This is a genomic window from Rhodococcus sp. NCIMB 12038 (genome assembly GCF_002165735.1).
Classification (GTDB): Bacteria; Actinomycetota; Actinomycetes; order Mycobacteriales; family Mycobacteriaceae; genus Rhodococcus_F.
On record NZ_NHML01000017.1, the window covers coordinates 33,354 to 53,945 of the forward strand.

The window sequence follows — 20,592 nt, forward strand, 5'->3', positions numbered from 1 at the left end:
ACGTCGTCGGGAGGTGCACGGATGTCACCCAGCTGCTGTCCAGGGGTAGTGGGATAGCCGGATAGCTGATGACTGACAGCGATCCGCTCCGAACCCGTCGCGACGTGACCTCCGCTGTCACGGACATGCTGACCGGGGCGGGATTCGACGCCGCTGTGGAGATCGGGCGTGGTGGCTTCGGGGCGGTCTACCGCTGCACTCAGGTGTCGTTGGACCGCGTCGTGGCCGTGAAGGTCCTCACCGGCGAACTCGACGACGAGAGCCGGGCGCGCTTCTTCCATGAGCAACGGGCGATGGGTCAGCTGACGGGACACCCGAACATCGTCAGCGTGCTGCAGGTCGGCGCCACCGAAAGCGGCGTTCCCTACATCGTGATGCCGTATCACCCGGAAAACTCGCTCGATGCCCGCATCCGCCGGCACGGCCCACTCACCGTTGAAGAGGGCCTGCGTCTCGGTGTGAAATTGTCCGGTGCGCTCGAGACCGCGCACCACCTCGGCATCGTGCACCGCGACGTCAAACCGGCGAACATCCTGCTCACCGACTATGGCGAACCGGAGCTGACGGATTTTGGGATCGCACACGTCGCCGGCGGCTTTCGTACCGCTCCCGGCACCGTCGTCGGCTCGCCGGCGTTCACCGCGCCGGAAGTTCTCGGTGGGCAGACGCCGACTCCGAGCGCGGATGTCTACGGGCTCGGTGCGACGCTGTTCTGCGCGCTCACCGGGCATGCGGCGTTCGAGCGTCGCAGCGGCGAGCAGATCGTGGCGCAATTTCTGCGGATCACCACCCAGCCGGTGCCGGACCTTCGGGAGACCGGGATCCCCGACGACGTGTCTGCAATAGTGGAAGTGGCGATGGCGGCGGACCCGGATGACAGGCCGTCTGCCGCCGGGCTGGGCGAGATTCTGCAGCGGGTGCAATCCCGAAACGGCTTCCCGGTCGATTCGATGGCACTCAAGCAAGCCGAGCCGGATCACGCGCAAAAGAATCACCCTCCCGTACCGCTCGTGGCCTCAGGGCGGCCGTCGTTTCGACATTCGGTGGGTTCCTCGACTCCCGGCCGGAAGGGGAACCTTGTCCTCGAGCTGACCAGTTTCGTCGGCCGGCGAACTGAACTCGCCACCGCGAAGAATCTGCTCGCGTCCTCACGGTTGGTCACTTTGACCGGCGTCGGTGGCGTCGGCAAGACCCGGCTGGGACTACGAGTCGCATCGACGGCGCAGCGGGACTATCCAGACGGGGTCTGGCTGGTGGAGCTCAGTGAACTACGCGACGGGTCCCTCCTCACGAATGTGCTGGCGAACACTCTGGGATTGCGTCCCCAATCGAGTCGGCAGTTACCGGACGTCCTTGTCGAGTACCTGGCTCCGCGGAAAATACTTCTGCTGCTCGACAATTGCGAGCAGGTGCTCGACGCGGCCATGCACCTCGCCGACACCCTCCTGCGTGAATGTGCTGACCTGCGGATTCTGGTCACCAGCCGGGAACCTCTCGGCCTGGGTGGAGAAGTGGTCTACCGGGTGTGCCCGCTGGCGGTCCCGGAACCGGACCGTGAGCCGTCACTGCGTGGATTGCCCCGATACGACGCGGTCACGTTGTTCGTCGAACGGGCCTCGGTTGCCGTACCGGGCTTCGTACTCACCGAGGCAAACAAGGCGACCGTCGCGCGAATCTGCGCACGACTCGACGGCCTTCCGCTAGCCATTGAACTCGCGGCGGCGCGGCTACGTGCGATGTCGCCGGAGCAAATCCTGCAACGTCTGACCAACCGCTACCAATTACTCACCCGCGGAAGCCGTTCCGCACCTACTCGACAGCAGACCCTGCGCTCGTGTATCGCTGGAAGCTACGACCTGTGTACCGCCGTCGAGCAGCAATTGTGGGCCGAGGTATCCGTATTCGCAGGTAGTTTCGCGCTGGACGCCGTCGAGGACGTGTGTGCGAGCACCCTGGGCGCGGACGCGGTGCTCGATGCGGTGGCCTCACTGGTGGACAAGTCGATCCTCATCCGCGTAGAGCAGAGCGGCGTGGTCCGATTCCACCTGCTCGAAACTCTCCGCGAGTACGGGTGGGAGAAAGTTCTGCACAGCGGTGAGTCCACGAAACTGGCCCTCCGCCATCGAGCTTGGTGCCGCAAATTGGCGCTCGACGCCGAAGCCGGCTGGGTCAGCCCCCAACAGCTTTCGTGGATCGACCGCCTCGATCGCGAAGAACGAAATCTGCGCGAGGCGCTCGAATTCTGCCTGTCCGAACCGGACGAGTCCGCGGCGAAGGCGGGTCTGGAGATTGCGGCTGCACTCTTTCCGTTCTGGCTCACGCATGGTCGACTCGACGAGGGACGGCGTTGGCTCGACAGAGTGCTGGCCCGCCAGCGGAATCAGCCCGCGTCGATTCGTGTCAAAGCCCTACATGCGGCCAGTTTTCTGGCCGTCATACAGGGTGACTTTCTTCAAGCCGCCACATTCGCGAACGAGGGGCGCGCCCTCGCCGCCGACCACGGAACCCAACTGGACCACGCCCTCGTCCAGCACGCCGACGGGGCCCGTGCACTTCTCAGCGGCGATCCGCGAGCCGCAGTCCCGGCCTTTACGCAGGCCCTCACTGTGTTGCGTGACGGTGGTAACCAGTTCGCCTACCTGACGACGATGCAGGTGCTGGGCATGGCCCACGAATTGCTGGGACACTTCGAGGAAGCCCGCGGCTGCCTCGAACAAGCAATTCGAATCAGTGAGCAACACGGTGAGTCCGTCCTGAGGGGACGAGCGTCCTGGACCCTTGCGCTCGCCGTCTGGCGGGAAGGTGAAAGCGACAGAGCTGTAACCCTGCTCGGTGATGGTCTCCGATTGGTCCGGCAGGTCGACGATCCGCTCGGGGCGGCATGGTGCCTCGAAATCCTCGCCTGGATAGAAGCCCAGAACCAACCACGCCGGGCGACCGTTCTGATGGCAGCCGCCGCGGCACTACGCCGTCGAGTCGGTACATCCACCGACCTGGCTTCAGAGCTGGCGGGGTATCGAGAAGAGTGCACGCACGTCGCCCGCCTGGCCCTCGGCGAGCGTTCGTTCGCAGGAGCCTCCCACGAAGGCGAGCTCATGGATATCGACGCCGCCGTCGCCTATGCACTGGGGACAGCGCCGACCGCGGCGGAGGGGGCCGACACCATGACGGTCCTGACCAAGCGTGAACGACAAGTCGCCGATCTGGTCGCTCGCGGACTTACCAATAAGGCGATCGCCGACCAGCTGGTGATATCGCAGCGCACCGCTCAAGGACACGTCGAACACATCCTGACCAAACTGGGATTCACCTCACGCACACAGATCGCGGCCTGGGTCGTTGAACAGCACGGAGACCCGCGGTAGGAGAACAATTCAGTTGCGGCGGGCCCGCCGCCGCCCGCTCGGATCGAAAGTGGGGACTACGCCAGACCCGGCCGGCACCGCCTCGGCGTCCCGGCGCGCCGTAGACTGGCCGGTGGCCTCGGCAGGCTTAAAAGACGGCACGCCCAACAGTCGGAACGGACGGACGCATGGTGGATCCGAACAGAGTCGGCGAACCTGCCCAGCAGGAGTTCGCGCAGCGATGGGGTGGCGCGGGCAGCGTCGTCGACCTCGACGGTCCCGTGCATTGGGTCGAGTACGGCGAGGACACCGAGTTCCCCCCGGTGGTCATGGTCCACGGACTCGGCGGCTCGCACCTGAACTGGGTCCGGATCGCACCGGTCCTCGCCGAGCGCACTCGCGTGCTCACCGTCGATCTCCCAGGGTTCGGGCTCAGCCCGTCTGGGCGACGCCGGACGGGGGTCGGCGCCAACGCGAAGGTGCTGCACCGCTTCCTGCGCGAGGTCGTCGGTCGTCCCGTGATCCTGATGGGCAACTCGATGGGCGGCATGATCTCGCTGTTCGAGGCGGCGGCGCACCCGGAGACCGTCTCGGCCCTGATCCTGGTCGACCCCGCACTGCCTGTCGCGCAACGGATCCCGGACCCTCGGATCGCCGCGCAGTTCGCGATGTACTTCACCCCGTTCGTGGGGGAGCGGTTCCTGCAGTACTCGAGCCGGAAGATGACGGACCGGCAGCTGGTCGAGCGCATGATCGACCTGTGCTTCGCCGATCCGAGCCGGGCGTCGGAGGATTCCCTCGACGCCGCAGCGGCGCTCGCGGGTTACCGCCGCGGGCTGCCGTCCGAGGACGCGGCGTTCCTTCAGGCCAGCCGCTCGCTGATGCGCGTGCTGGCGCGTCCGCGGCGGTATCTCGATGTCATGCAGTCGATCGCGCAGCCCGTGCTGCTGCTCCACGGCGACCGCGACCGACTGGTCCCGGTCGCGGCGGCCCGTAAGGTGGCGACGGCAAATCCGCGGTGGGACAGCGTGATTCTCGCGGACGTGGGGCACACTCCGCAGCTCGAGGTTCCCGACACGATGCTCGACCGCGTGCTGGCGTGGGTCGACAGACACGGTCTGATCGACGTCTAGGTTTCGGCAGTTCTGCCGGTCCCGGCGATCGACTGCGCGAGCGCGCGGAACAGGTGCGTCAGTTCGGGCCGCGTCGCGGTTCCGCTGCGGACGACCCCGCACACCGGGATGCGCAGTCGATCGTGCGCCTCGCGCAGGAAGCTCAGTCCCCGCCTGGGTGTCGCGTCGGCGGTATCGGCGTACAGCACCGTCCACGACCGCGGGGTGGTGAGGACGTCGAGGGTGGCCGTGTGGTCGCTCGGGATCGACGGTCCGAGCATGACCCGCTGCCCGACCTGCCGGAATGCGTCCTCGACCACGTTGTGGATCAGGATCTGACTGCTCCGCGGTGGCAGCAGGAGTGGGTAGGGTGCCAGTTCGCTGAGGTCGACGGTCGAGACCCCGGCGAGTGGGTGTTTGCTCGACGTCACGATCACCAGGTCTTCGAGCCCGAATTCGACGGTTTCGAGGCCCGGCCGGTCGACGCCGCCGCGGATGAGTGCGAGGTCGGCGTCGCCCGATGCGACCGCGGTCATCCGGTCGGTGAAATCCTTGATGACGAATTCGATGTCGAGCTGTGGGAAGTCTTCGCGGACAAGCGATATCGCCTCCAGGCTCTGGGTCGCGAAGCTCATGCTCGCGCTGATCCGGAGACGGTTGCGCGGATCCAGTCCCACCGACAGCGCGCGCGCCTCGAGCCCCATCATCTCGGCGGCGATGGGCATCAGTCGTTCGCCCGCCGCGGTGAGCCGGGTGGCGCGCGTCGAGCGCTCCAGCAGGGTGGTGCCCAACTCGGTTTCGAGTTTGGCGATCTGATGACTGATCGCCGACTGGGAGATGAAGCAGCGTTGTGCGGCGCGCGAGAAGCTGCCCTCCTCGCCGACCGCGAGGAAGTAGCGAAGCTGTCGGAACTCCATGACCTGAGGTTACGTCCTTCGGGGAAGACTTATGAGCGATCGAGATAACACTATTTCGATTTCCCCAGCTTATTAGCAATTGACACCGGTCGATCCCTAATGTGGAGCTCATACGCGGAGCTAAGTAGACGCATTGAAGCAGTAGGAGGTTTTCGGTGGATCGCACACAGGTCGTCATCGTGGGATCGGGATTCGGCGCACTCGCGGCGGCGAAGAAGCTCGGCAAGGCCGGCACGCCGTTCGTGCTGATTTCCGAGACCACCGAGCATCTGTTCCAACCCCTTCTGTACCAGGTAGCGACGGGTGTCATCTCGCCCGGCGAGATCGCCCCGTCCATCCGCGCGATCCTGGCCAAGTACCCCAGCGGCGACGTCCGCCTGGGCCGCGTCGTCGACGTCGACCCGGACAAGAAAGAGGTCGTCTACGAGGCCGGTGGCGTGAGCCACACGATCGGCTACGACAGCCTCATCGCCGCCACGGGCGCCCGGCAGGCCTACTTCGGCCATGACGAGTTCGCCGAGGTCACGTACGCGCTGAAGACCGTCGCCGACGCCGACCGGCTGCGCAGACAGATCGTCCGCTGCTTCGAGGAGGCGCACACCACCTCCGACCCGGAGCGTCGCCGCGACCTGCTGCACTTCATCGTGATCGGTGCCGGCCCGACCGGCGTCGAACTGGCAGGTCAGATCAAGGAACTGGCGGGCCGCTACTTCGAGAAGTCGCTCCGCGACGTCACGTCCGAAGACGTCACCGTCACCCTCGTCGAAGGTGCGGGGGAGGCGCTGCCGGTGTTCGGTGGCAAGCTCAGCAAGTACACCCAGGATTCGCTCGAAAAGGCCGGTGTCGAGTTGGTGCTCGGCACGATGGTGACCGATATCGACGAACACGGCGCCACCCTGTCGTCGCCGAGCACCGGATTCGAGAAGCGCCTCACGGCGGACACGATCATCTGGTCGGCAGGCATCCAGGCCAACGACTTCGCGGCAGTGCTCGCCGACCGGACCGGCTGCGAGACCGGGCGCGGTGGCCGTCTGCTCGTCGACGAGGACCTCACGGTGGGTCGCTACGACGACGTCTACGCGATCGGCGACATGGCGTCGCTGAACAACCTGCCCGCCCAGTCGCCGTTCGCGATGCAGGGTGGACGCCACGTCGCGGCCATCATCACCGGGAAACGCGCCCTCGGCACGCCGTTCACGTACCGCGACAAGGGCAGCATGGCGATCATCAACCGGTTCCGCGCGATCACCCGCGTCGGCAAGATTGAGCTGACCGGTGTGCTCGCCTGGTTCCTGTGGCTTGCCGTGCACCTCGTCTACCTGGTCGGATTCCGCAACCGGTACGTCGCGGTGATGTCGTGGTGCGGTTCGTTCCTCGGACACCGTCGCCCGCACTTCCACTACGCCCAGGAGATCGAAACGATCGAGTTGAGCGACCAGCGAGAGGACGCCGCGGCCTAACGTGGTCCCATGACCGTCACCAGCGCTGGAGTACTCCTGTATCGCACCGACGATGCGGGGGTGCTCCAGTTGTGGATCGTGCACATGGGTGGCCCGTTCTGGGCGCGCAAGGACGAGGCCGCGTGGTCGATCCCCAAGGGCGAATTCGTCGACGGCGAGGATCCCTACGTGGCCGCGCTGCGCGAGTACGAGGAAGAGATCGGCGCACCGCCGCCCGCGGTCGAGTACGAGTTGCTCGGCGAATTCCGGCAGCCCTCCCGCAAGGTGATCACCGTCTACGCGGCAGAAGTGAGCGAAGACGAGGTCGCCTTCGTCGAGAGCAACACGTTCGACCTGGAATGGCCGCCGCGGTCGGGGAAGATTCAGCAGTTCCCCGAGGTCGACGACGCCCGCTGGTTCCCGTCGGACGTCGCCGAGACCAAGCTGGTCAAGGGGCAGCGTCCCATTGCGCGTCGCGCCCGTGAGTACTTATTAACCGCCCGACGTTAATAAGTACTCACGGGCGCGTCAGCGCACGCCAGACGGCGGCGGGGGTCATCGGGAGCCGCCGCAGCCGGGCGCCGGTGGCGTCCGCGATCGCGTTGGCCAGTGCCGGAGCGACCGGGTTGTACGGGGACTCGCTCATCGATTTGGCGCCGTGCGGGCCCAGTTCGTCGTAGGTGTCCGCGAAGTAGACCTCGGTGTCCGGCACGTCCACGAGTTGCGGGATGTGATAGTTCCGCAGTTGCGGGTTGAGGACGGTCCCGGCGCCGTCGAGCAGGATCTCCTCGTACAGCGCGCTGCCGATGGCCTGCGCCACGCCGCCCTCGACCTGCCCGCGGCACTGCTGCGGGTTGAGGACCGTGCCTGCATCCGCCGCCTGGATGGACTGCAGGATCCGGACCTCCCCGGTGACGGTGTCGACCGCCACCCGGAAGGCGTGCACGTTGAACACCACCGACCGCGGGGTGCCGTCGTGGTGGCCCTCGGCCCGCAGCGGTCCCTCAGGCACCAGCTTGTCGAGTTCGACGGTCCGCCCGGCGACCACGACCGCGTCGGGTGTCAGGGCGCAGTCGCTGTCCCCGGCGGCGCCCGCGACGCGGCGGGCGACCTCGAACAGCTGCTCCCGCAGCCGGGTTCCGGCGAGATGCACCGCCTTCCCCGCGACGACTGTGCCTGCCGAACCGAATGCTCCGGTGTCGTGCCCGGCGACGTCGGTGTCGGATTGGATCACGGTGATCCGGTCGGCGGTGGTGCCCAGCGCGGACGCGGCGAGTTGCGCGTGCACGGTGGTGGTGCCGTTCCCGAACTCGGCTGTGCCCACCCGCAGTTCGTACCGGCTGCCCTCGACGAGGGTGCACGACACGTCCGCGAAGTGCCCCCGCGGCGGAATCGTCGCGATCATGGACGCCGCCATGCCCTCGCCGACCCGCCACTGCGGACCGTCCGGCGGGGCCACGTCGTTGCCGCGGCGCAGTGCGGACTCCGCCAGGTCGAGGCACTGGTCCAGTCCGTAACTGCCGTACGTGAGGTCGCCGTGTTCCACTTCGAAATCGACGAAGTCGTCACCCGGGACGACCACATTGCGACGACGCAACTCGAATGGATCGATTCCCAGCTCCGCGGCCAGTTGGTCGAGCGCGGACTCCACCGCGAAGATGATCTGCCCCAGCCCGTAGCCACGGAATGCCCCGGACGGCAGGTTGTTGGTGTACACGGCCTGGGCGTCCACCCGCTTGTTCGGCGACCGGTACAGCGCAACGGATTCGCTGCAGCCGTGGAACATCACGCCCACCGAATGATTGCCGTACGCACCGGCATCCGACAGCACGTCGACGGCGAGTGCCGTCAGCGTGCCGTCGCCGTCGGCGCCGGCCTTCACCGACACCCGCATGGGGTGCCTGCACGGGGCGATCGTGAACTGGTCGGACCGCGTGAACTCGTACTGCACCGGTCGGCCGGTGCGCAACACGGCGAGGGCGACGAGGTCCTCCACCAGCATCTCCTGCTTCGCGCCGAAGCCGCCCCCGACGCGGGCCGTGAACACCCGGACCTGTGCGCGGTCGAGCGAGAACAGATGGGCGAGTTCGTCGCGGACGAGGAACGGCACCTGGGTGCTGCTGCGGAGGGTGAGCCGACCGTCGGCGTCGAGCCAGCCGATGGCCGAGTGGGTTTCGAGATGCGTGTGCTGCACGCGCTGGGTCTGCCACGTGCCCTCCACCACCGCACCTGTGTCCCGCGCGGCCGCGAGCCCGGCGGCGAGGTCGCCGGTCTCGCCGTGCACCTCGGCCACCAGATTCCGGGCCGGGTCCGCGATCCGGGACTCGGCACCCTTGTCACCGTGCAGCAGGGGTGCACCGGGTCGGCGCGCCAGGTCGGGGTCGAAGACCGGTTCGAGGACTTCGTACTCCACCTCGATCAACTGCAGTGCGCGCCGGGCGATGTCGACGGAGTCCGCGACCACCGCGGCGACGCGCTGCCCGCGGAACCGGAGGATCGTGTCGAACACGTAGGTGTCGTCGGGGTCGTCCGTGCGGAACTCGTGACGTGCGGTGGAGAAGGCCACGTCGGGACTGTCGCGGTGGGTGAGCACCGCGTGGACGCCGGGCAGTCGCTCGGCCGCGGACGTGTCGAGGCGGGTGATGCGGGCGTGCGGATGCGGGCTGCCGAGGATCTGGATGTGGGTCAAACCGTCGACGGCCAGATCGAGCGTGTACGGTTCGGCGCCGCACACCACCCGGGTGGCCGCGGGCGCGGGAATCGACCGTCCGAACGACGCACCGGCACTGTCCGATTCGGTGGTGCACACGCCGCCGACGGCGTCACGGATGGAGCGATAACCGGTGCAGCGGCACAGATTTCCCTTCAGTGCGCGCGGCAGGTCGGCGCGTTGCCCGGAGTCGAGCGCGGACGCGGTCACCACCATTCCGGGTGTGCAGAACCCGCACTGGAATCCCGCCGCGTCGACGAACTGCTGCTGCACGGGATGGAGTTCACCGGGACTGCCCAGACCGGCGGCGGTGGTCACCTCGCGGTTCTCCGCGCGATGCGCCGGCACCACACACGAGTGCACCGGGGCGCCGTCGAGCAGCACGGAACAGGCGCCGCAATCCCCGGCGTCGCAGCCCTTCTTGACCGCGTACCGCTGCTGCTCCCGCAGGAACGTGCGCAGGCACTGACCGGGCCGTGCGTCGGCGTCCACCGACTGACCGTCGACCGTCAACTTCATTCCAGCTCCCTCCGGATCTCCTCGGCGAGGACGCCCGTGACGTGACGACGCCAGTCCGCGGCGCCGTGGGCGTCCGTCAGGTAGTCGTCGGGGGAGATCCGTTCGGCCAGAGCGTCGCTCAACACATCGGTACCGGGCACGGCGGGGAAGCGCAGGACGAACGGGCGGACGGTCGCCGCGGTGACGGTCAGCGTGCACCCGTCGGCGCCGACACGTCCGGCGAGCAGCGCGCCGGACCGTCCGAGCGGCGAATACGCGATCTTCCGCAGCGACGTGCGGCCCCGCAACGCCGCGGCGGAAATATGGATGCTACGGATCAGTTCACCGGCACCCAGCGCCGTGCGGCCCGCCCCGGTGACGAACCGGTCCACCGGAACCCGGCGTTCACCGCCGTCGGGGGTCCAGATCAGGAGTTCGGCGTCCAGTGCGCAGCACAGCGTGATCATCGCGCCGGCAGGCAGCGCCAGCGCGAGGTTGCCGCCGACGGTCGCGGTGTGCCAGATCTTCCACGACGCGACCAGCGACTCGGCGCACGGCCGGAACAGGGTCTTCGCCGTCCACTCGGCGGGAAGCGGTGCATTGCAGAGATTCTCGATGCTGCACGTCGCGGCGAGTTCGAGTCCGTCGTCGTGGACGGTGATCGCGGGCCAGTCGAGGGTGGCCAGGTCGATCAGCCGGGTGACCGTCGGTTGCGGCTCCGAATACAGCCAGGTGCCGCCCGCCAGGTACGCCGTTCCGGGTTCCAGGGCGGGCAGGTCGTCCCGGCTGCGCGGCGCCGAGATCTCCGTCACGAACGACAGATCCATAGTTTCACCCCGCCTTGCGCACCAGGGCCCGGTGGGCCTGCTCGACCTCCGCGGCGACGTCGTCCTCGTTCACGGTGATCACTCTCCCACGCTCGACGACGGCGCGCCCGTTCACCAGAAGCAACTCCAGCGGCGCCGTGGCCCCGAGGACCAAAGCCGCCACCGGGTCGGTGATGCCGGAATGCGCGAGGGTGTCGACCCGCCACAGCGCGAGGTCGGCGAGTTTGCCGGGTTCGAGGGAGCCGAGTTCGTCGTCCCGGCCGAGCACCCGGGCCCCGCCGATCGTGCCGAGTTCGAGTGCGGTGCGCACCGTCATCTCGCGCGGGCCGCCGCGGGCCCGGGCGAACAGCACGGCGTGGCGGGCCTCCTCGAGCATGTTGCACGCCTCGTTGCTGGCGGCGCCGTCGACACCGAGTCCCAGTGGGACCCCGGCCGCGTGGAGGTCCCTGGCCCGGGCGATCCCGGCGCCGAGGCGTGCATTGGACGTGGGGCAGTGGGCGACGCCGGTACGGGTGCCGGCCAGGGTGGTGATCGCGACGTCGTCGAGATGGACGGCGTGGGCGTACCAGACGTCGGGACCCACCCAGCCGAGTCGCTCCATGTACTGCACCGGGGTGCAGCCGAACCGGTCGAGGCAGAAGTCCTGCTCGTCAATGGTTTCCGCGAGGTGGGTGTGCAGTCGCACCCCGGCAGACCGGGCGAGGGCCGCGGCCTCGGTCAGCAGGTTGGCGGTGACGGAGAACGGGGAGCAGGGCGCCACCGCGACCCGCAGCATCGAGTCGGGCGATGGGTCGTGCCAGCGGTCGATGACGTCCTGGGTGCCGATCAGGACGTCGTCGAGACGCTCCACCACCGAGTCGGGTGGCAACCCGCCCTGGCTGTGGCCCAGGTCCATCGACCCCCGGCTGGGGTGGAACCGCAACCCGACGGTCCGGGCGGCCTCGATCTCGGCGCCGAACACGTCGCCACCGTCGCGGGGCACGACGTAATGGTGGTCGGTGGTGGTCGTGCACCCGTGTTTCGCCAGCCAGGCGAGACCGCCGGTGGCCGCGGTCCGGACGGCGTCGGCGTCGATGCCCGCCCAGATCGGGTAGAGGGTGGTCAGCCAGCCGAACAGGTTGTCGTCGGCGGCGAGCCCGCGGGTGATCCACTGGTACAGGTGGTGGTGGGTGTTCACCAGCCCGGGTGTCAGCAAGCAGCCGCGTCCGTCGACGACCCGTGCCCCCTCGACCACCGGCGCGGGACCGGCACCGACGTCGACGATGCGGTTGCCCCGCACGACGACGTAGCCGTCCCGGTGCTCGTTGCCCGACGCGTCGACGGTGGCGACGTGGGCGCCGGAGACGACGACCGTGCCCGAGGCGTCGGACATCAGTTGAGCCACCCCGCGTACGCGGACCACGCGGGCCCGGGGTCCGGGGCGTCGGAACGCTGCACCGTCGCCTGGATCAGGCCGTACGGGCGGTCGGCGGCGTGGAAGACCTCGTTGTCGTTCTCCACACCGAAACGGGCGAGGTCGTGGGCGAAGTGGTGCTTGTTCGGCGCGGACAGTCGCACTTCCGCGAGCACGGGGTAACGCTCCAGGATCGCCTTGCCGATCTCGTACAGCGTCTGCTGCAGGGCGAGCGAATGGACGGTCGCGAACGTCGCGACGATCTGCTCCTTGATGCCGGCGTAGACGCTGTTCCAGTCCACGTCGGTGGTGACGAACCGCCACTGCACGACGAGCGACGTCGCCATCACCCGGTCGTGGGTTTCCTCGAGGATCGTGTACTCGTCCTTCAGGAATCCGAAGAATTCGCTGCCCGTGGACTTGAGGATCACGAGATCCTTGAGCCCGCCGACCACCCACGTGCCGTCGGCGTCGACGGTGATCGCCGCGGTGCGCACCTCCTCGCCCTTGCGCACCCAGGTGTGGTCGTGTTCCGCCCCGTCGACCACCGCGCGCTGCCACGCATATTCCTCGATCTCGATGCGGGCACCCGCGACCGGGGCCACGTCGTCCAGGAAGTGTCGTGCCAGCGTCAGCCCGTACTCCTCGATGGAGTCGAGTCCCTTCTCCTTCGCGTAGGAATACGCCGTCTGCTTCTGGGTGTCGGTGGGTAGCACCGAACTCTGGTCGCCGGCGAGGTGCGCCGCCGAGAAGTCGCCGCGCAGGCATGTCGACACGCTCACGTCCCGGATTTCGTGACGGGGGGTGTCGCGGTAGATCCGCACGATGCGGTTCTCGGCCTTGCCGTACTGGTTGTCGCCCAGGACGATGGCACCGGTGAGGTCGGTCATCTTCAGCTCCCGCGGTAGGTGGAATAGGCGAACGGGGACAACAGCAACGGGACGTGATACCCCCGTTGCGGGTCGTCGAGGACGAACGTGACGGTCACCTCCGGGTAGAACGTCTCCCGGCCGCGGGCGGCGAAGTAGTCGCCGGTGGCGAAGACCAGCGAATAGGTTGCCGCGGTCAGACCGTCCGGCGCGATCTCGGCGACGCGGCCGTCCGAATCGGTCGTCGCGCTCGCGAGGACGTCGCCGTCCGGCGACAACAGTCGCACCTGCACTCCGGCGGCGGGTGCGCCGTCGGTGGCATCGAGTACGTGGGTGCTCAGGATCTTGGACATCAGTTGGCCCTGTCTCCGATCTCGCCGAGAAGGCGTTCCAGGCGCAACCGGTTGATGGCGGCCAGTTCGGTTCGCAGGATCCTGCGCTCCGTCGCGGCGTCGTGGCCGAGACGCGCGTGCAGCACGTCGAGCAGTTCCTGCGCCGACCGACCGGACGCGCAGACCAGGTAGACGTGCCCGAACCTCTGCTCGTACTCCTCGTTACCCGACCGCAGACGCGCGCGGACGTCGTCGTCAGCGGACGCGACTGCCGACTGTTCGCGCGCCGACGACGGATTGTCCACGCGGTCGCCGATCCGCGGATGCCCGGCCAGTGCCGCGTCGACCTCGGACTCGCTCAGGTCGGCCAGCACGGTGTCGGCAGCGGTGTGCAGCGCGTCGGCGGACGGGAACGGCCGCCCGGCGGCCATCCGCTGCGCCCACACCGTCGACGCGCAGCACTGCACCAGCAGGTCGACGGCCCGCGCGTCGCTCAGCGCGTTGAACGCGATCAGGCCGGGCGGTTCGGTCATGACGGCTCCTCGCTCGTGCGCCTTTTCGGTACCTCTGGCTACCACAATGGCGCACAGGGCGCAGCCCTTCGGGTCAGCGACCGAAACCCTCGAGCAGTCCGGTGTACTTCTTGGGCAGGGGAGCCGCGAACTCGCCGCGTGTGCCGGTCCGCAGACCGAGCGTCACGAGGGACTGCACCATGAGGGTCGCCGCCGCCACGCCGTCGACCACCGGCACGCCGAGTTCCGCCGAGATGACCGCGCACAGGTCCGCCATGCCCGCGCAGCCCAGCACGATCGCGTCCGAACCGTCCCGGTCGAGGGCGGCGCGGCAGGCCTCGGTGATCACCTTCACCGCGTCCGGGTCGCGGTCGAGGTCGAGGACCGCGATCTCGCACGCGTGCACGCCGAGGCAGAAGCGTTGCATGCCATACCGTTCGGCGAGTTCCCACGCCCGCCCTCGGGTGCGTCCCAGTGTGGTGACGACGCTGAACCCGCGGCCGAGGAAGCTCGCGGTGTGCATGGCCGCCTCGGCGATGCCGAGCACGGGGCCGGAGGCCAGTTCCCGGGCCGCGTCGAGGCCCGGGTCGCCGAAGCATGCGATCACGTACCCGTCCACGCCGGCCGCCTCGCCGCGCGCGATCTCCTCGAGAAGCCCGGGGACACTGAGTGCTTCGTCGTAGTGACTCTCGATCGACGCGGGGCCCATCTGCGGGCTCACCGCGTCGACGACCGTCCCGGGGCCGGCGACGGAGCGGGCGCAGTCGCCGATCTTGTCGGTCATCGCCGGGGTGGTGTTGGGATTGACGATCTTGATGTGCACCTTCCTCGACCTACGCCTCGACCGGTGCGGTGCGGTGCGCACGACGCGCGCCGGTGGACAGTGCGAAATAGCAGAGGAATCCGATGCCCATGCCCAGGAACCACGAGTACTGGGCGGCGCCGGCCATGCCCCACACGTCGAGTCCGAACGGCTGGGCCTTGAGGATCACGGGAACCACCGCGACGAGCGCGCCGACGACGGTGGAGATGATCGCGGCCGGGTTGTAACCCTTCTTGTACCAGTATGTTCCGTCGTGCGACATGGTGAACATGTCGTCGAGGACGATCCGCTGCCTGCGCACCAGGTAGTAGTCCGCGATGAGGATTCCGAACAGCGGCCCGATGAAGGCGCCGAGCGTCTCGAGCGTGTAGTGGATGACCTCCGGGTTGTTGTACAGGTTCCACGGGGTGATCAGGACGGATCCGACGGCGGCGATCATTCCGCCCGTGCGCCAGCTGATGCGCTGCGGGCTGACGTGCGAGAAGTCGAACGCCGGGGACACGAAGTTGGCGACGATGTTGATACCGATGGTGGCGACGATGAAGGTGAGCAGGCCGAGGACGACGGCGAACAGGTTGTCCATCTGCGCGACCGTCTCGACCGGGTCGGTGATCAGCCGGCCGTACACGGGCAGCGTCGCCGACGCGGTGACGACGGTGAGGATCGAGAAGAACAGGAAGTTCACCGGGAGGCCGAGGAAGTTGCCGCGCTTGACGGCGGCGAACGTCTTTCCGTACCGGGAGAAGTCGCCGAAGTTGAGCATCGGGCCCGAGAAGTACGACACGACAAGGGCGATCGCGCCCAGCACCACGGGGACGGCCGACCAGCCGGTGTAGTTCACCTCGCCGAGGTTCAGGCTGATGTTCGACCATCCGGCCTCGCTGATCAGGTAGATGGCGAGCATCAACATCACGATGTAGACGGCGGGGCCGCAGAAGTCGATGAACTTGCGGATGCTTTCCATGCCGCGCCAGAAGACCAGCGCCTGCAGCACCCACATCGTCATGAACCCGGCCCAGCCGAGCGCCGACAGGCCGAGGAATCCGTGCTCGTGCACGTCCGCCCAGGGCGCCAGGCCCGGCCAGATCTTCAGGCCGAGGATCACGAACGCGTGCGACGCCAGGTACGTCTGGATTCCGTACCAGGCCACCGCGATGAGGCCGCGGATGACGGCCGGGACGTTCGCACCCAGGACGCCGAACGCGCTGCGGCACATGACCGGGTAGGGGACACCGGTGACCTGGCTGGGTTTGGCCACCAGGTTCGCGAACACGTTGACGATCGCGATGCCGACGACGAGGGCGACCAGGACCTGCCAGCTGGTCAGCCCGAGCGCGAACAGGCTGCCCGCGGTGACGTACCCGCCGACGCTGTGCACGTCGGACATCCAGAACGCGAAGATGTTGTACGACGACCACGACTGGGTCTTCAGCGGCGCGAGGTCGTCGTTGGTCAGTCGCGGGTGATAGCCGGGTTTGATCAGCCCGGCGCCGGCCAGGTGTGCACCGGGGACGGTTTCCCCTTCGGAGGAGGAGGGCGCTGTCTGAGTCATCGTTTTGCTCCCTGGTGCAGTCCGGAGACGACTGCTTCGACGTGAGGGTGCCTCGGTGAAAAGCACACCACCGAAGCGCTGGGAGCAAAAGTAGTTTTCGGATATTTCCTGACTGTGACGGCGAAGATATATTCTCGCGGGCGCCCGAGCGGGCCGAGAATATATCTTGCCGGACGGCCTACCCGGGCGTGTCCCGGAAGATTCCGGTGTCCGTGGGCAGGGCGGCGATCACCGTGTCGAGTTGTTCGTTGTGCCGATCGGTGGCCGCCTTCAGTGCGGCGGCGTCCCGGGCGAGGAATGCCGCGAGCATGTCGCGGTGCCCGAGGTGCAGCCGCAGCCGCTCCGGGGTGTCGACCTGCGACATCGGCTGCACCGGCTCGGTGATGTTCCACGCTGCCTCGAACATGTGCAGCAGCCGCTGCATCCGGCACGGCGACGCCAGGGCGAGGTGGAAGTTGCGGCTCTCCCGGTGGTACGCGGTCAGGTCGTCCTCGAGAACCGAGCGGTCGAGCGCCGCGTACGTCTCCCGGGCCCTCGTGTCGTCGGCCTCGTCGGCCAGGGTGATGGCCACCGAGTGCGCCGCCGACTCGAGGACGCCCCGCACCAGGTACAGCTCCTCGAGTTCGTCGACGGTCAGCCGGGCGACCGTGTACCCGGCATTGGCCCGGTGATCGACGAGACCCTCGCCGATCAGCGTCTTCAGCGACTCCCGGATCGGGATGCGGCTGACACCGAAGTGCTCGGCCACTTCGTCCACCGGGATCGGGGTGCCCGGCGGGGCGCCGCCGCTGAGGATCACCCGGCGCAGTTCCTCCAGGATCACGGTCTGCGAGCTGCCGGGATCCCGGTTGGCCAGGTTCGTGACCAGCAGAGACGGTCTTCGCGGGGGCATCGGACCGTCCTCAGGCGGGGTGGACGGCGCGCCAGTGGCGGGCGATCTCGATGCGCCGGGCGACCCAGACGTCGTCGTGGGACTGCACGTGGTCGAGGAAACGCTCCAGCGCCGCGGTGCGGGCGGGCCTGCCGACGATCCGGCAGTGCAGGCCCACGGACAGCATCTTCGGCGCCCCTGCCGTGCCCTCCGCGTACAGGACGTCGAAGGCGTCCCGCAGGTGCGCGAAGAACTGCTCGCCGCTCGGGAAACCGCCGGGGGACGCGAATCGCATGTCGTTGGTGTCGAGGGTGTACGGCACCACCAGGTGGTCGACCAGGCCCTTGCCGGGGGCGTCGACCTTCACCCAGTAGGGCAGGTCGTCGGCGTACGAGTCGGAGTCGTACTCGAAGCCGCCGTGCTCGACCACCAACTTCCGGGTGACCGGGGAGTCGCGGCCGGTGTACCAGCCCAGCGGCGCCTCGCCGGTGAGGTCCCGCAGGATGTCCACTGCCTCGGCCAGGTCGCGGCGTTCGGCGTCCTCGTCGGACAGCTGGTACGACTTCCACCACAGGCCGTGGCAGGCGATCTCGTGACCGAGTTCGCGAAAGGCGCTGACGGCCTCCGGGTTCCGCTGCATGGCCTTGGCCACCGCGAAGATCGTGAGCGGCAGCCCGCGCCGCTCGAACGCCCGGAGCACCCGCCACAGCCCGGCGCGGGAACCGTATTCGTAGATCGATTCCATGCTCATGTGCCGGTTCGGGAACGGCTGCGCACCGACCATCTCGGACAGGAACGTCTCCGACGCGTCGTCGCCGTGGAGGACGTTGTTCTCGGCGCCCTCCTCGTAGTTGAGGACGAACTGGACGGCGATCTTCGCCCCGCCCGGCCACTGCGGATCGGGCGGGTGCTGCCCGTATCCGACCAGGTCACGAGGATAGCTGGAGTCGAAACCGTGTGTCATGCCGTCAACCCTGCCCGACCCGCGGCGGTCAGGGAACCCCACAACCGCAACCGCGCCATGCCGCCGTCCGGGAAGATGTCGAGCCGGGCCTCCGTGACGGGCCGGTCGCTGTCGATGACGAAGCGGTGCCTCGTGTCGGGTTGCAGGCGCGTCCGCGGGAGCAGTTCCGTCCACTCGCCGTCGCCGTCCCGCCCGAGGAGGCTCGCCTCACCGGGGGCATTGCCGAGGAAGTAGGAGGTGTCGATTTCGGCCAGCGACACCGTGCCCTGGGCGGCGAGCCGGATCTCGACCCAGTCGTTGCCGTCGTCGCGGCGGCGGGACGTCTCCCAGCCGTCGCCCATCACCCGGGCGAGACCGGGGAGCAGCATGTTCTGCGGCGAGCCGTAGAACATGTTGGAACAGGACGTGACTCGGGCGCCGTTCTCGAGGGCCGCGAGATCGACGGGGCCCGCGTCGAGGAAACGGGGGTCGGGACGGCCCTCGCCGTGCACGCGGAGCCGGGCGACACCGCCGTCCGGGTGCATCGTGAGCTTCACGTGCGTCCACCGTGCGCCGGAGTCGACCGCGAACGGATTCTCGGTGTCACCCTGAACGGGGCTGCGCTCGACGATCGTGGTCCAGTCGGCGCCGACCAGTTCCTCGGCGGACGGGTAGCCGTCGACCGACGCGGCCTGCACCGAGATCTCCGGCGGGTAGTTGCCCTTGAACCAGGCGGTGTCGACCACGACGCCGCGCACCACGCCGGGAACCCCGAGCCGGACGATCGCCTCGTCCGTGCCCGCCACCCGGCGACGGCGGGTCTCCCAGCCGTCGTACACCTGACCCTTGTGCCCGAACGTCGCCGGCTGGTACACGGCGGCCGTCGGGCGGATGAGGTTCTCCCGCTCGGCGAACAGCTCGTCGTTGGCCCACACGACGGCGCCGCCGAGTGTGCGTACGGCCAGGTCCGGCAGACTCCGGAAGCTGGGCGGGGTCAAGGCGTTCGGGGTCACGGGTGCTGGTACCTCCTGATCGGGCGTGGGCCAAGTGTAGGACCTCGGCGGGGGTGGTGCGGGTGGTCCTCGGAGGCGGGGCGGCGGTCAGATCTCCGGAACGACCGCCCGGGTGAGGAGGTCGCGGAGCGTCTCCACCGTGCATCCAGGGGCCTGCGCGCGGACCGCGTCCTCGTCGAACGCGCCGCACGCCAGCCCGCGCAGCAGCACCGTCGCGAGGGCCTGCGCGGTGGCCGGTTCGTCCATCACCCCGCCGCCCTGGCGGTCGAGGTAGGCCTGCAGGCGGGTGGCCGCGGCGGGCAGCGCGTCGCGGTAGAAGTCGAACGTCGCGAGCCAGCGGGTGATCAGATGCCCGGGATGCATGTCCCATCCCTGGTAGTACCCGCGTTCGAGCGACCGGGTGACGAGCCGGTAGTGCCGGGCCAGGGCCGCTCGGATCTCCTCGTCGCTGCCCTGCGGGACCACCTGGGTGGACCCGTCGCACACCCACACCCCGGTCTGGGCCGCCGCCACCAGCATCACGGACTTGGCGTGGTCGGCCACCGGGTGCTCGAGCGACTGGAACCGGGAGGCGATTCCGCAGGCCGCGCTGTAGTCGTAAGTGCCGTAGTGCAATCCGGTGCAGCGACCCTCGGCGAGCTGGATCGCCTTCGCGACGGTCACCGTGCCGTCCGGCCCGAGGACGGCCTGCGGGCTCTCGATCTGCAACTCGAAGCGCAACGACCCGTCGGGGAGCCCGTACGCGCTCTCCAGTTCCTCGCACAACGCGACGACCGCGGTGACCTGCTGGGCTGCACGCAGTTTCGGCACGGTGAACACGAAGCCGTCGGGAACTCCACCCGCGCCTTCGAGGACGAGTTCGAGCGTGCGGATGCCGCGGCGGCGCTCGTGCGGCGCAAGGCCCTTCGCGCGGATCCCCAGCGACCGCGGACCGGACAGGTCGGACGACAGCTGTCGCAGCGTGCGACCCGTCTCCAGTGCGGCCGCGTCCTCGACGTCGTCGCTCCGCCAGCCGTAGCCGTCCTCGAAGTCGATCCGCAGATCCTGGATCGGACTGCGCCCCAGCGTCGCGCGCACGTCGGGAAGTGCACCGGTAGTGCCGATTTCGGACAGCGCATCGGCATACCTGTCCAGCAGTTCGACAGCCTGCTCACCCCACACCCTCGGGGTGTCCGGGCCGGCGTCCGCCGCGCTCACGTAGACGGTGTGGATGGGCTGCGCTTGCTGCCGATCACCCGGATACGCCACCGCGAGGTCGTCGTCGACGGGCGCGAGGAGTGCGTCGACTCGGTCGAAACCGCTGTCGGGGAGACGGCTGAGGTACTGGGGGTTCACGTCACGATCTTCCCAGAAATGCGGGATTTTCGTCGCCTGGTCTGCCGCGTTCGGGCCGTCGCGTCGCACAGTCTCCCTGCTCACATCTGCTTGTCGCGCGAG

Annotated in this window: 17 protein-coding genes; 4 read left to right on the top strand and 13 right to left on the bottom strand. The window is 68.4% G+C overall.

Going from position 1 to position 20,592, the window contains the following annotated elements:
- The first annotated feature begins 68 nt into the window (after positions 1–68).
- Positions 69–3,365: a protein kinase gene (locus tag CA951_RS25215; protein ID WP_087559439.1), complete on the top strand. Its 3,297-nt coding sequence runs from the start codon at positions 69–71 to the stop codon at positions 3,363–3,365.
- Between the two features lie 167 nt (positions 3,366–3,532).
- Positions 3,533–4,477, top strand: coding sequence for an alpha/beta fold hydrolase (locus CA951_RS25220; protein WP_087559440.1), 945 nt, complete (start codon positions 3,533–3,535; stop codon positions 4,475–4,477).
- On the opposite strand, the gene CA951_RS25225 is transcribed toward CA951_RS25220, so the two are convergent.
- Positions 4,474–5,373 carry a LysR family transcriptional regulator gene (locus CA951_RS25225; protein ID WP_087559441.1) on the bottom strand — a complete coding sequence of 300 codons (900 nt, stop codon included), beginning with the start codon at positions 5,371–5,373 and terminating at the stop codon, positions 4,474–4,476. The genes CA951_RS25220 and CA951_RS25225 overlap by 4 nt on opposite strands.
- Positions 5,374–5,528: 155 nt before the next feature.
- Here CA951_RS25225 and CA951_RS25230 point away from each other — a divergent pair, with 155 nt between their 5' ends.
- Together CA951_RS25230 and CA951_RS25235 are read left to right on the top strand one after the other, a co-directional pair.
- Entirely contained in the window at positions 5,529–6,833 is a 1,305-nt protein-coding gene (locus CA951_RS25230) for an NAD(P)/FAD-dependent oxidoreductase (protein ID WP_087559442.1), read from the top strand.
- 9 nt (positions 6,834–6,842) lie between these two features.
- Positions 6,843–7,322: an NUDIX domain-containing protein gene (locus CA951_RS25235; protein WP_087559443.1), complete on the top strand. Its 480-nt coding sequence runs from the start codon at positions 6,843–6,845 to the stop codon at positions 7,320–7,322.
- Between the two features lie 7 nt (positions 7,323–7,329).
- Here CA951_RS25235 and CA951_RS25240 read toward each other — a convergent pair whose 3' ends face one another.
- The 12 genes from CA951_RS25240 to CA951_RS25295 form a co-directional block, all read right to left on the bottom strand.
- The gene (locus CA951_RS25240; RefSeq protein ID WP_087559444.1) at positions 7,330–10,041 is read right to left on the bottom strand and encodes a molybdopterin cofactor-binding domain-containing protein; all 2,712 of its coding nucleotides are present in this window, start codon (positions 10,039–10,041) and stop codon (positions 7,330–7,332) included.
- Positions 10,038–10,847 carry a xanthine dehydrogenase family protein subunit M gene (locus tag CA951_RS25245; protein WP_087559445.1) on the bottom strand — a complete coding sequence of 270 codons (810 nt, stop codon included), beginning with the start codon at positions 10,845–10,847 and terminating at the stop codon, positions 10,038–10,040. Before CA951_RS25245 ends, CA951_RS25240 begins: the two co-directional genes overlap by 4 nt.
- A 4-nt stretch (positions 10,848–10,851) precedes the next feature.
- Positions 10,852–12,219: an 8-oxoguanine deaminase gene (locus CA951_RS25250; protein WP_087559605.1), complete on the bottom strand. Its 1,368-nt coding sequence runs from the start codon at positions 12,217–12,219 to the stop codon at positions 10,852–10,854.
- A complete protein-coding gene (pucL, locus tag CA951_RS25255) occupies positions 12,219–13,130 on the bottom strand; it encodes a factor-independent urate hydroxylase (protein WP_087559446.1) in 912 nt (303 codons plus the stop codon). Before pucL ends, CA951_RS25250 begins: the two co-directional genes overlap by 1 nt.
- A gap of 2 nt (positions 13,131–13,132) precedes the next feature.
- On the bottom strand, positions 13,133–13,462 hold the full coding sequence (gene uraH / locus CA951_RS25260; protein ID WP_087559447.1) for a hydroxyisourate hydrolase: 330 nt from the start codon (positions 13,460–13,462) through the stop codon (positions 13,133–13,135).
- Positions 13,462–13,974, bottom strand: coding sequence for a 2-oxo-4-hydroxy-4-carboxy-5-ureidoimidazoline decarboxylase (gene uraD, locus CA951_RS25265; protein ID WP_087559448.1), 513 nt, complete (start codon positions 13,972–13,974; stop codon positions 13,462–13,464). The genes uraH and uraD overlap by 1 nt, the downstream gene beginning before the upstream one ends.
- Before the next feature lie 73 nt (positions 13,975–14,047).
- On the bottom strand, positions 14,048–14,776 hold the full coding sequence (locus tag CA951_RS25270) for an aspartate/glutamate racemase family protein (RefSeq protein ID WP_087559449.1): 729 nt from the start codon (positions 14,774–14,776) through the stop codon (positions 14,048–14,050).
- Positions 14,777–14,786: 10 nt separating this feature from the next.
- On the bottom strand, positions 14,787–16,328 hold the full coding sequence (locus CA951_RS25275; RefSeq protein WP_087559450.1) for an NCS1 family nucleobase:cation symporter-1: 1,542 nt from the start codon (positions 16,326–16,328) through the stop codon (positions 14,787–14,789).
- A gap of 178 nt (positions 16,329–16,506) precedes the next feature.
- The gene (locus CA951_RS25280; protein WP_072939418.1) at positions 16,507–17,220 is read right to left on the bottom strand and encodes a GntR family transcriptional regulator; all 714 of its coding nucleotides are present in this window, start codon (positions 17,218–17,220) and stop codon (positions 16,507–16,509) included.
- 10 nt (positions 17,221–17,230) lie between these two features.
- Positions 17,231–18,163: an allantoinase PuuE gene (gene puuE, locus CA951_RS25285; RefSeq protein ID WP_087559451.1), complete on the bottom strand. Its 933-nt coding sequence runs from the start codon at positions 18,161–18,163 to the stop codon at positions 17,231–17,233.
- Entirely contained in the window at positions 18,160–19,155 is a 996-nt protein-coding gene (gene alc, locus CA951_RS25290) for an allantoicase (RefSeq protein WP_087559452.1), read from the bottom strand. Before alc ends, puuE begins: the two co-directional genes overlap by 4 nt.
- Before the next feature lie 87 nt (positions 19,156–19,242).
- Entirely contained in the window at positions 19,243–20,490 is a 1,248-nt protein-coding gene (locus tag CA951_RS25295; RefSeq protein WP_087559453.1) for an aldolase/citrate lyase family protein, read from the bottom strand.
- Positions 20,491–20,592 lie beyond the last annotated feature (102 nt).

Bases quoted from the DNA above. Each gene is read 5' to 3' on its own strand.
- CA951_RS25215 (WP_087559439.1), top strand. From the start codon at position 69: ATGACTGACAGCGATCCGCTCCGAACCCGTCGCGACGTGACCTCCGCT.
- CA951_RS25220 (WP_087559440.1), top strand. From the start codon at position 3,533: ATGGTGGATCCGAACAGAGTCGGCGAACCTGCCCAGCAGGAGTTCGCG.
- CA951_RS25225 (WP_087559441.1), bottom strand. From the start codon at position 5,373: ATGGAGTTCCGACAGCTTCGCTACTTCCTCGCGGTCGGCGAGGAGGGC.
- CA951_RS25235 (WP_087559443.1), top strand. From the start codon at position 6,843: ATGACCGTCACCAGCGCTGGAGTACTCCTGTATCGCACCGACGATGCG.
- CA951_RS25240 (WP_087559444.1), bottom strand. From the start codon at position 10,041: ATGAAGTTGACGGTCGACGGTCAGTCGGTGGACGCCGACGCACGGCCC.
- CA951_RS25245 (WP_087559445.1), bottom strand. From the start codon at position 10,847: ATGGATCTGTCGTTCGTGACGGAGATCTCGGCGCCGCGCAGCCGGGAC.
- CA951_RS25250 (WP_087559605.1), bottom strand. From the start codon at position 12,219: ATGTCCGACGCCTCGGGCACGGTCGTCGTCTCCGGCGCCCACGTCGCC.
- pucL (WP_087559446.1), bottom strand. From the start codon at position 13,130: ATGACCGACCTCACCGGTGCCATCGTCCTGGGCGACAACCAGTACGGC.
- uraH (WP_087559447.1), bottom strand. From the start codon at position 13,462: ATGTCCAAGATCCTGAGCACCCACGTACTCGATGCCACCGACGGCGCA.
- uraD (WP_087559448.1), bottom strand. From the start codon at position 13,974: ATGACCGAACCGCCCGGCCTGATCGCGTTCAACGCGCTGAGCGACGCG.
- CA951_RS25275 (WP_087559450.1), bottom strand. From the start codon at position 16,328: ATGACTCAGACAGCGCCCTCCTCCTCCGAAGGGGAAACCGTCCCCGGT.
- CA951_RS25280 (WP_072939418.1), bottom strand. From the start codon at position 17,220: ATGCCCCCGCGAAGACCGTCTCTGCTGGTCACGAACCTGGCCAACCGG.
- puuE (WP_087559451.1), bottom strand. From the start codon at position 18,163: ATGACACACGGTTTCGACTCCAGCTATCCTCGTGACCTGGTCGGATAC.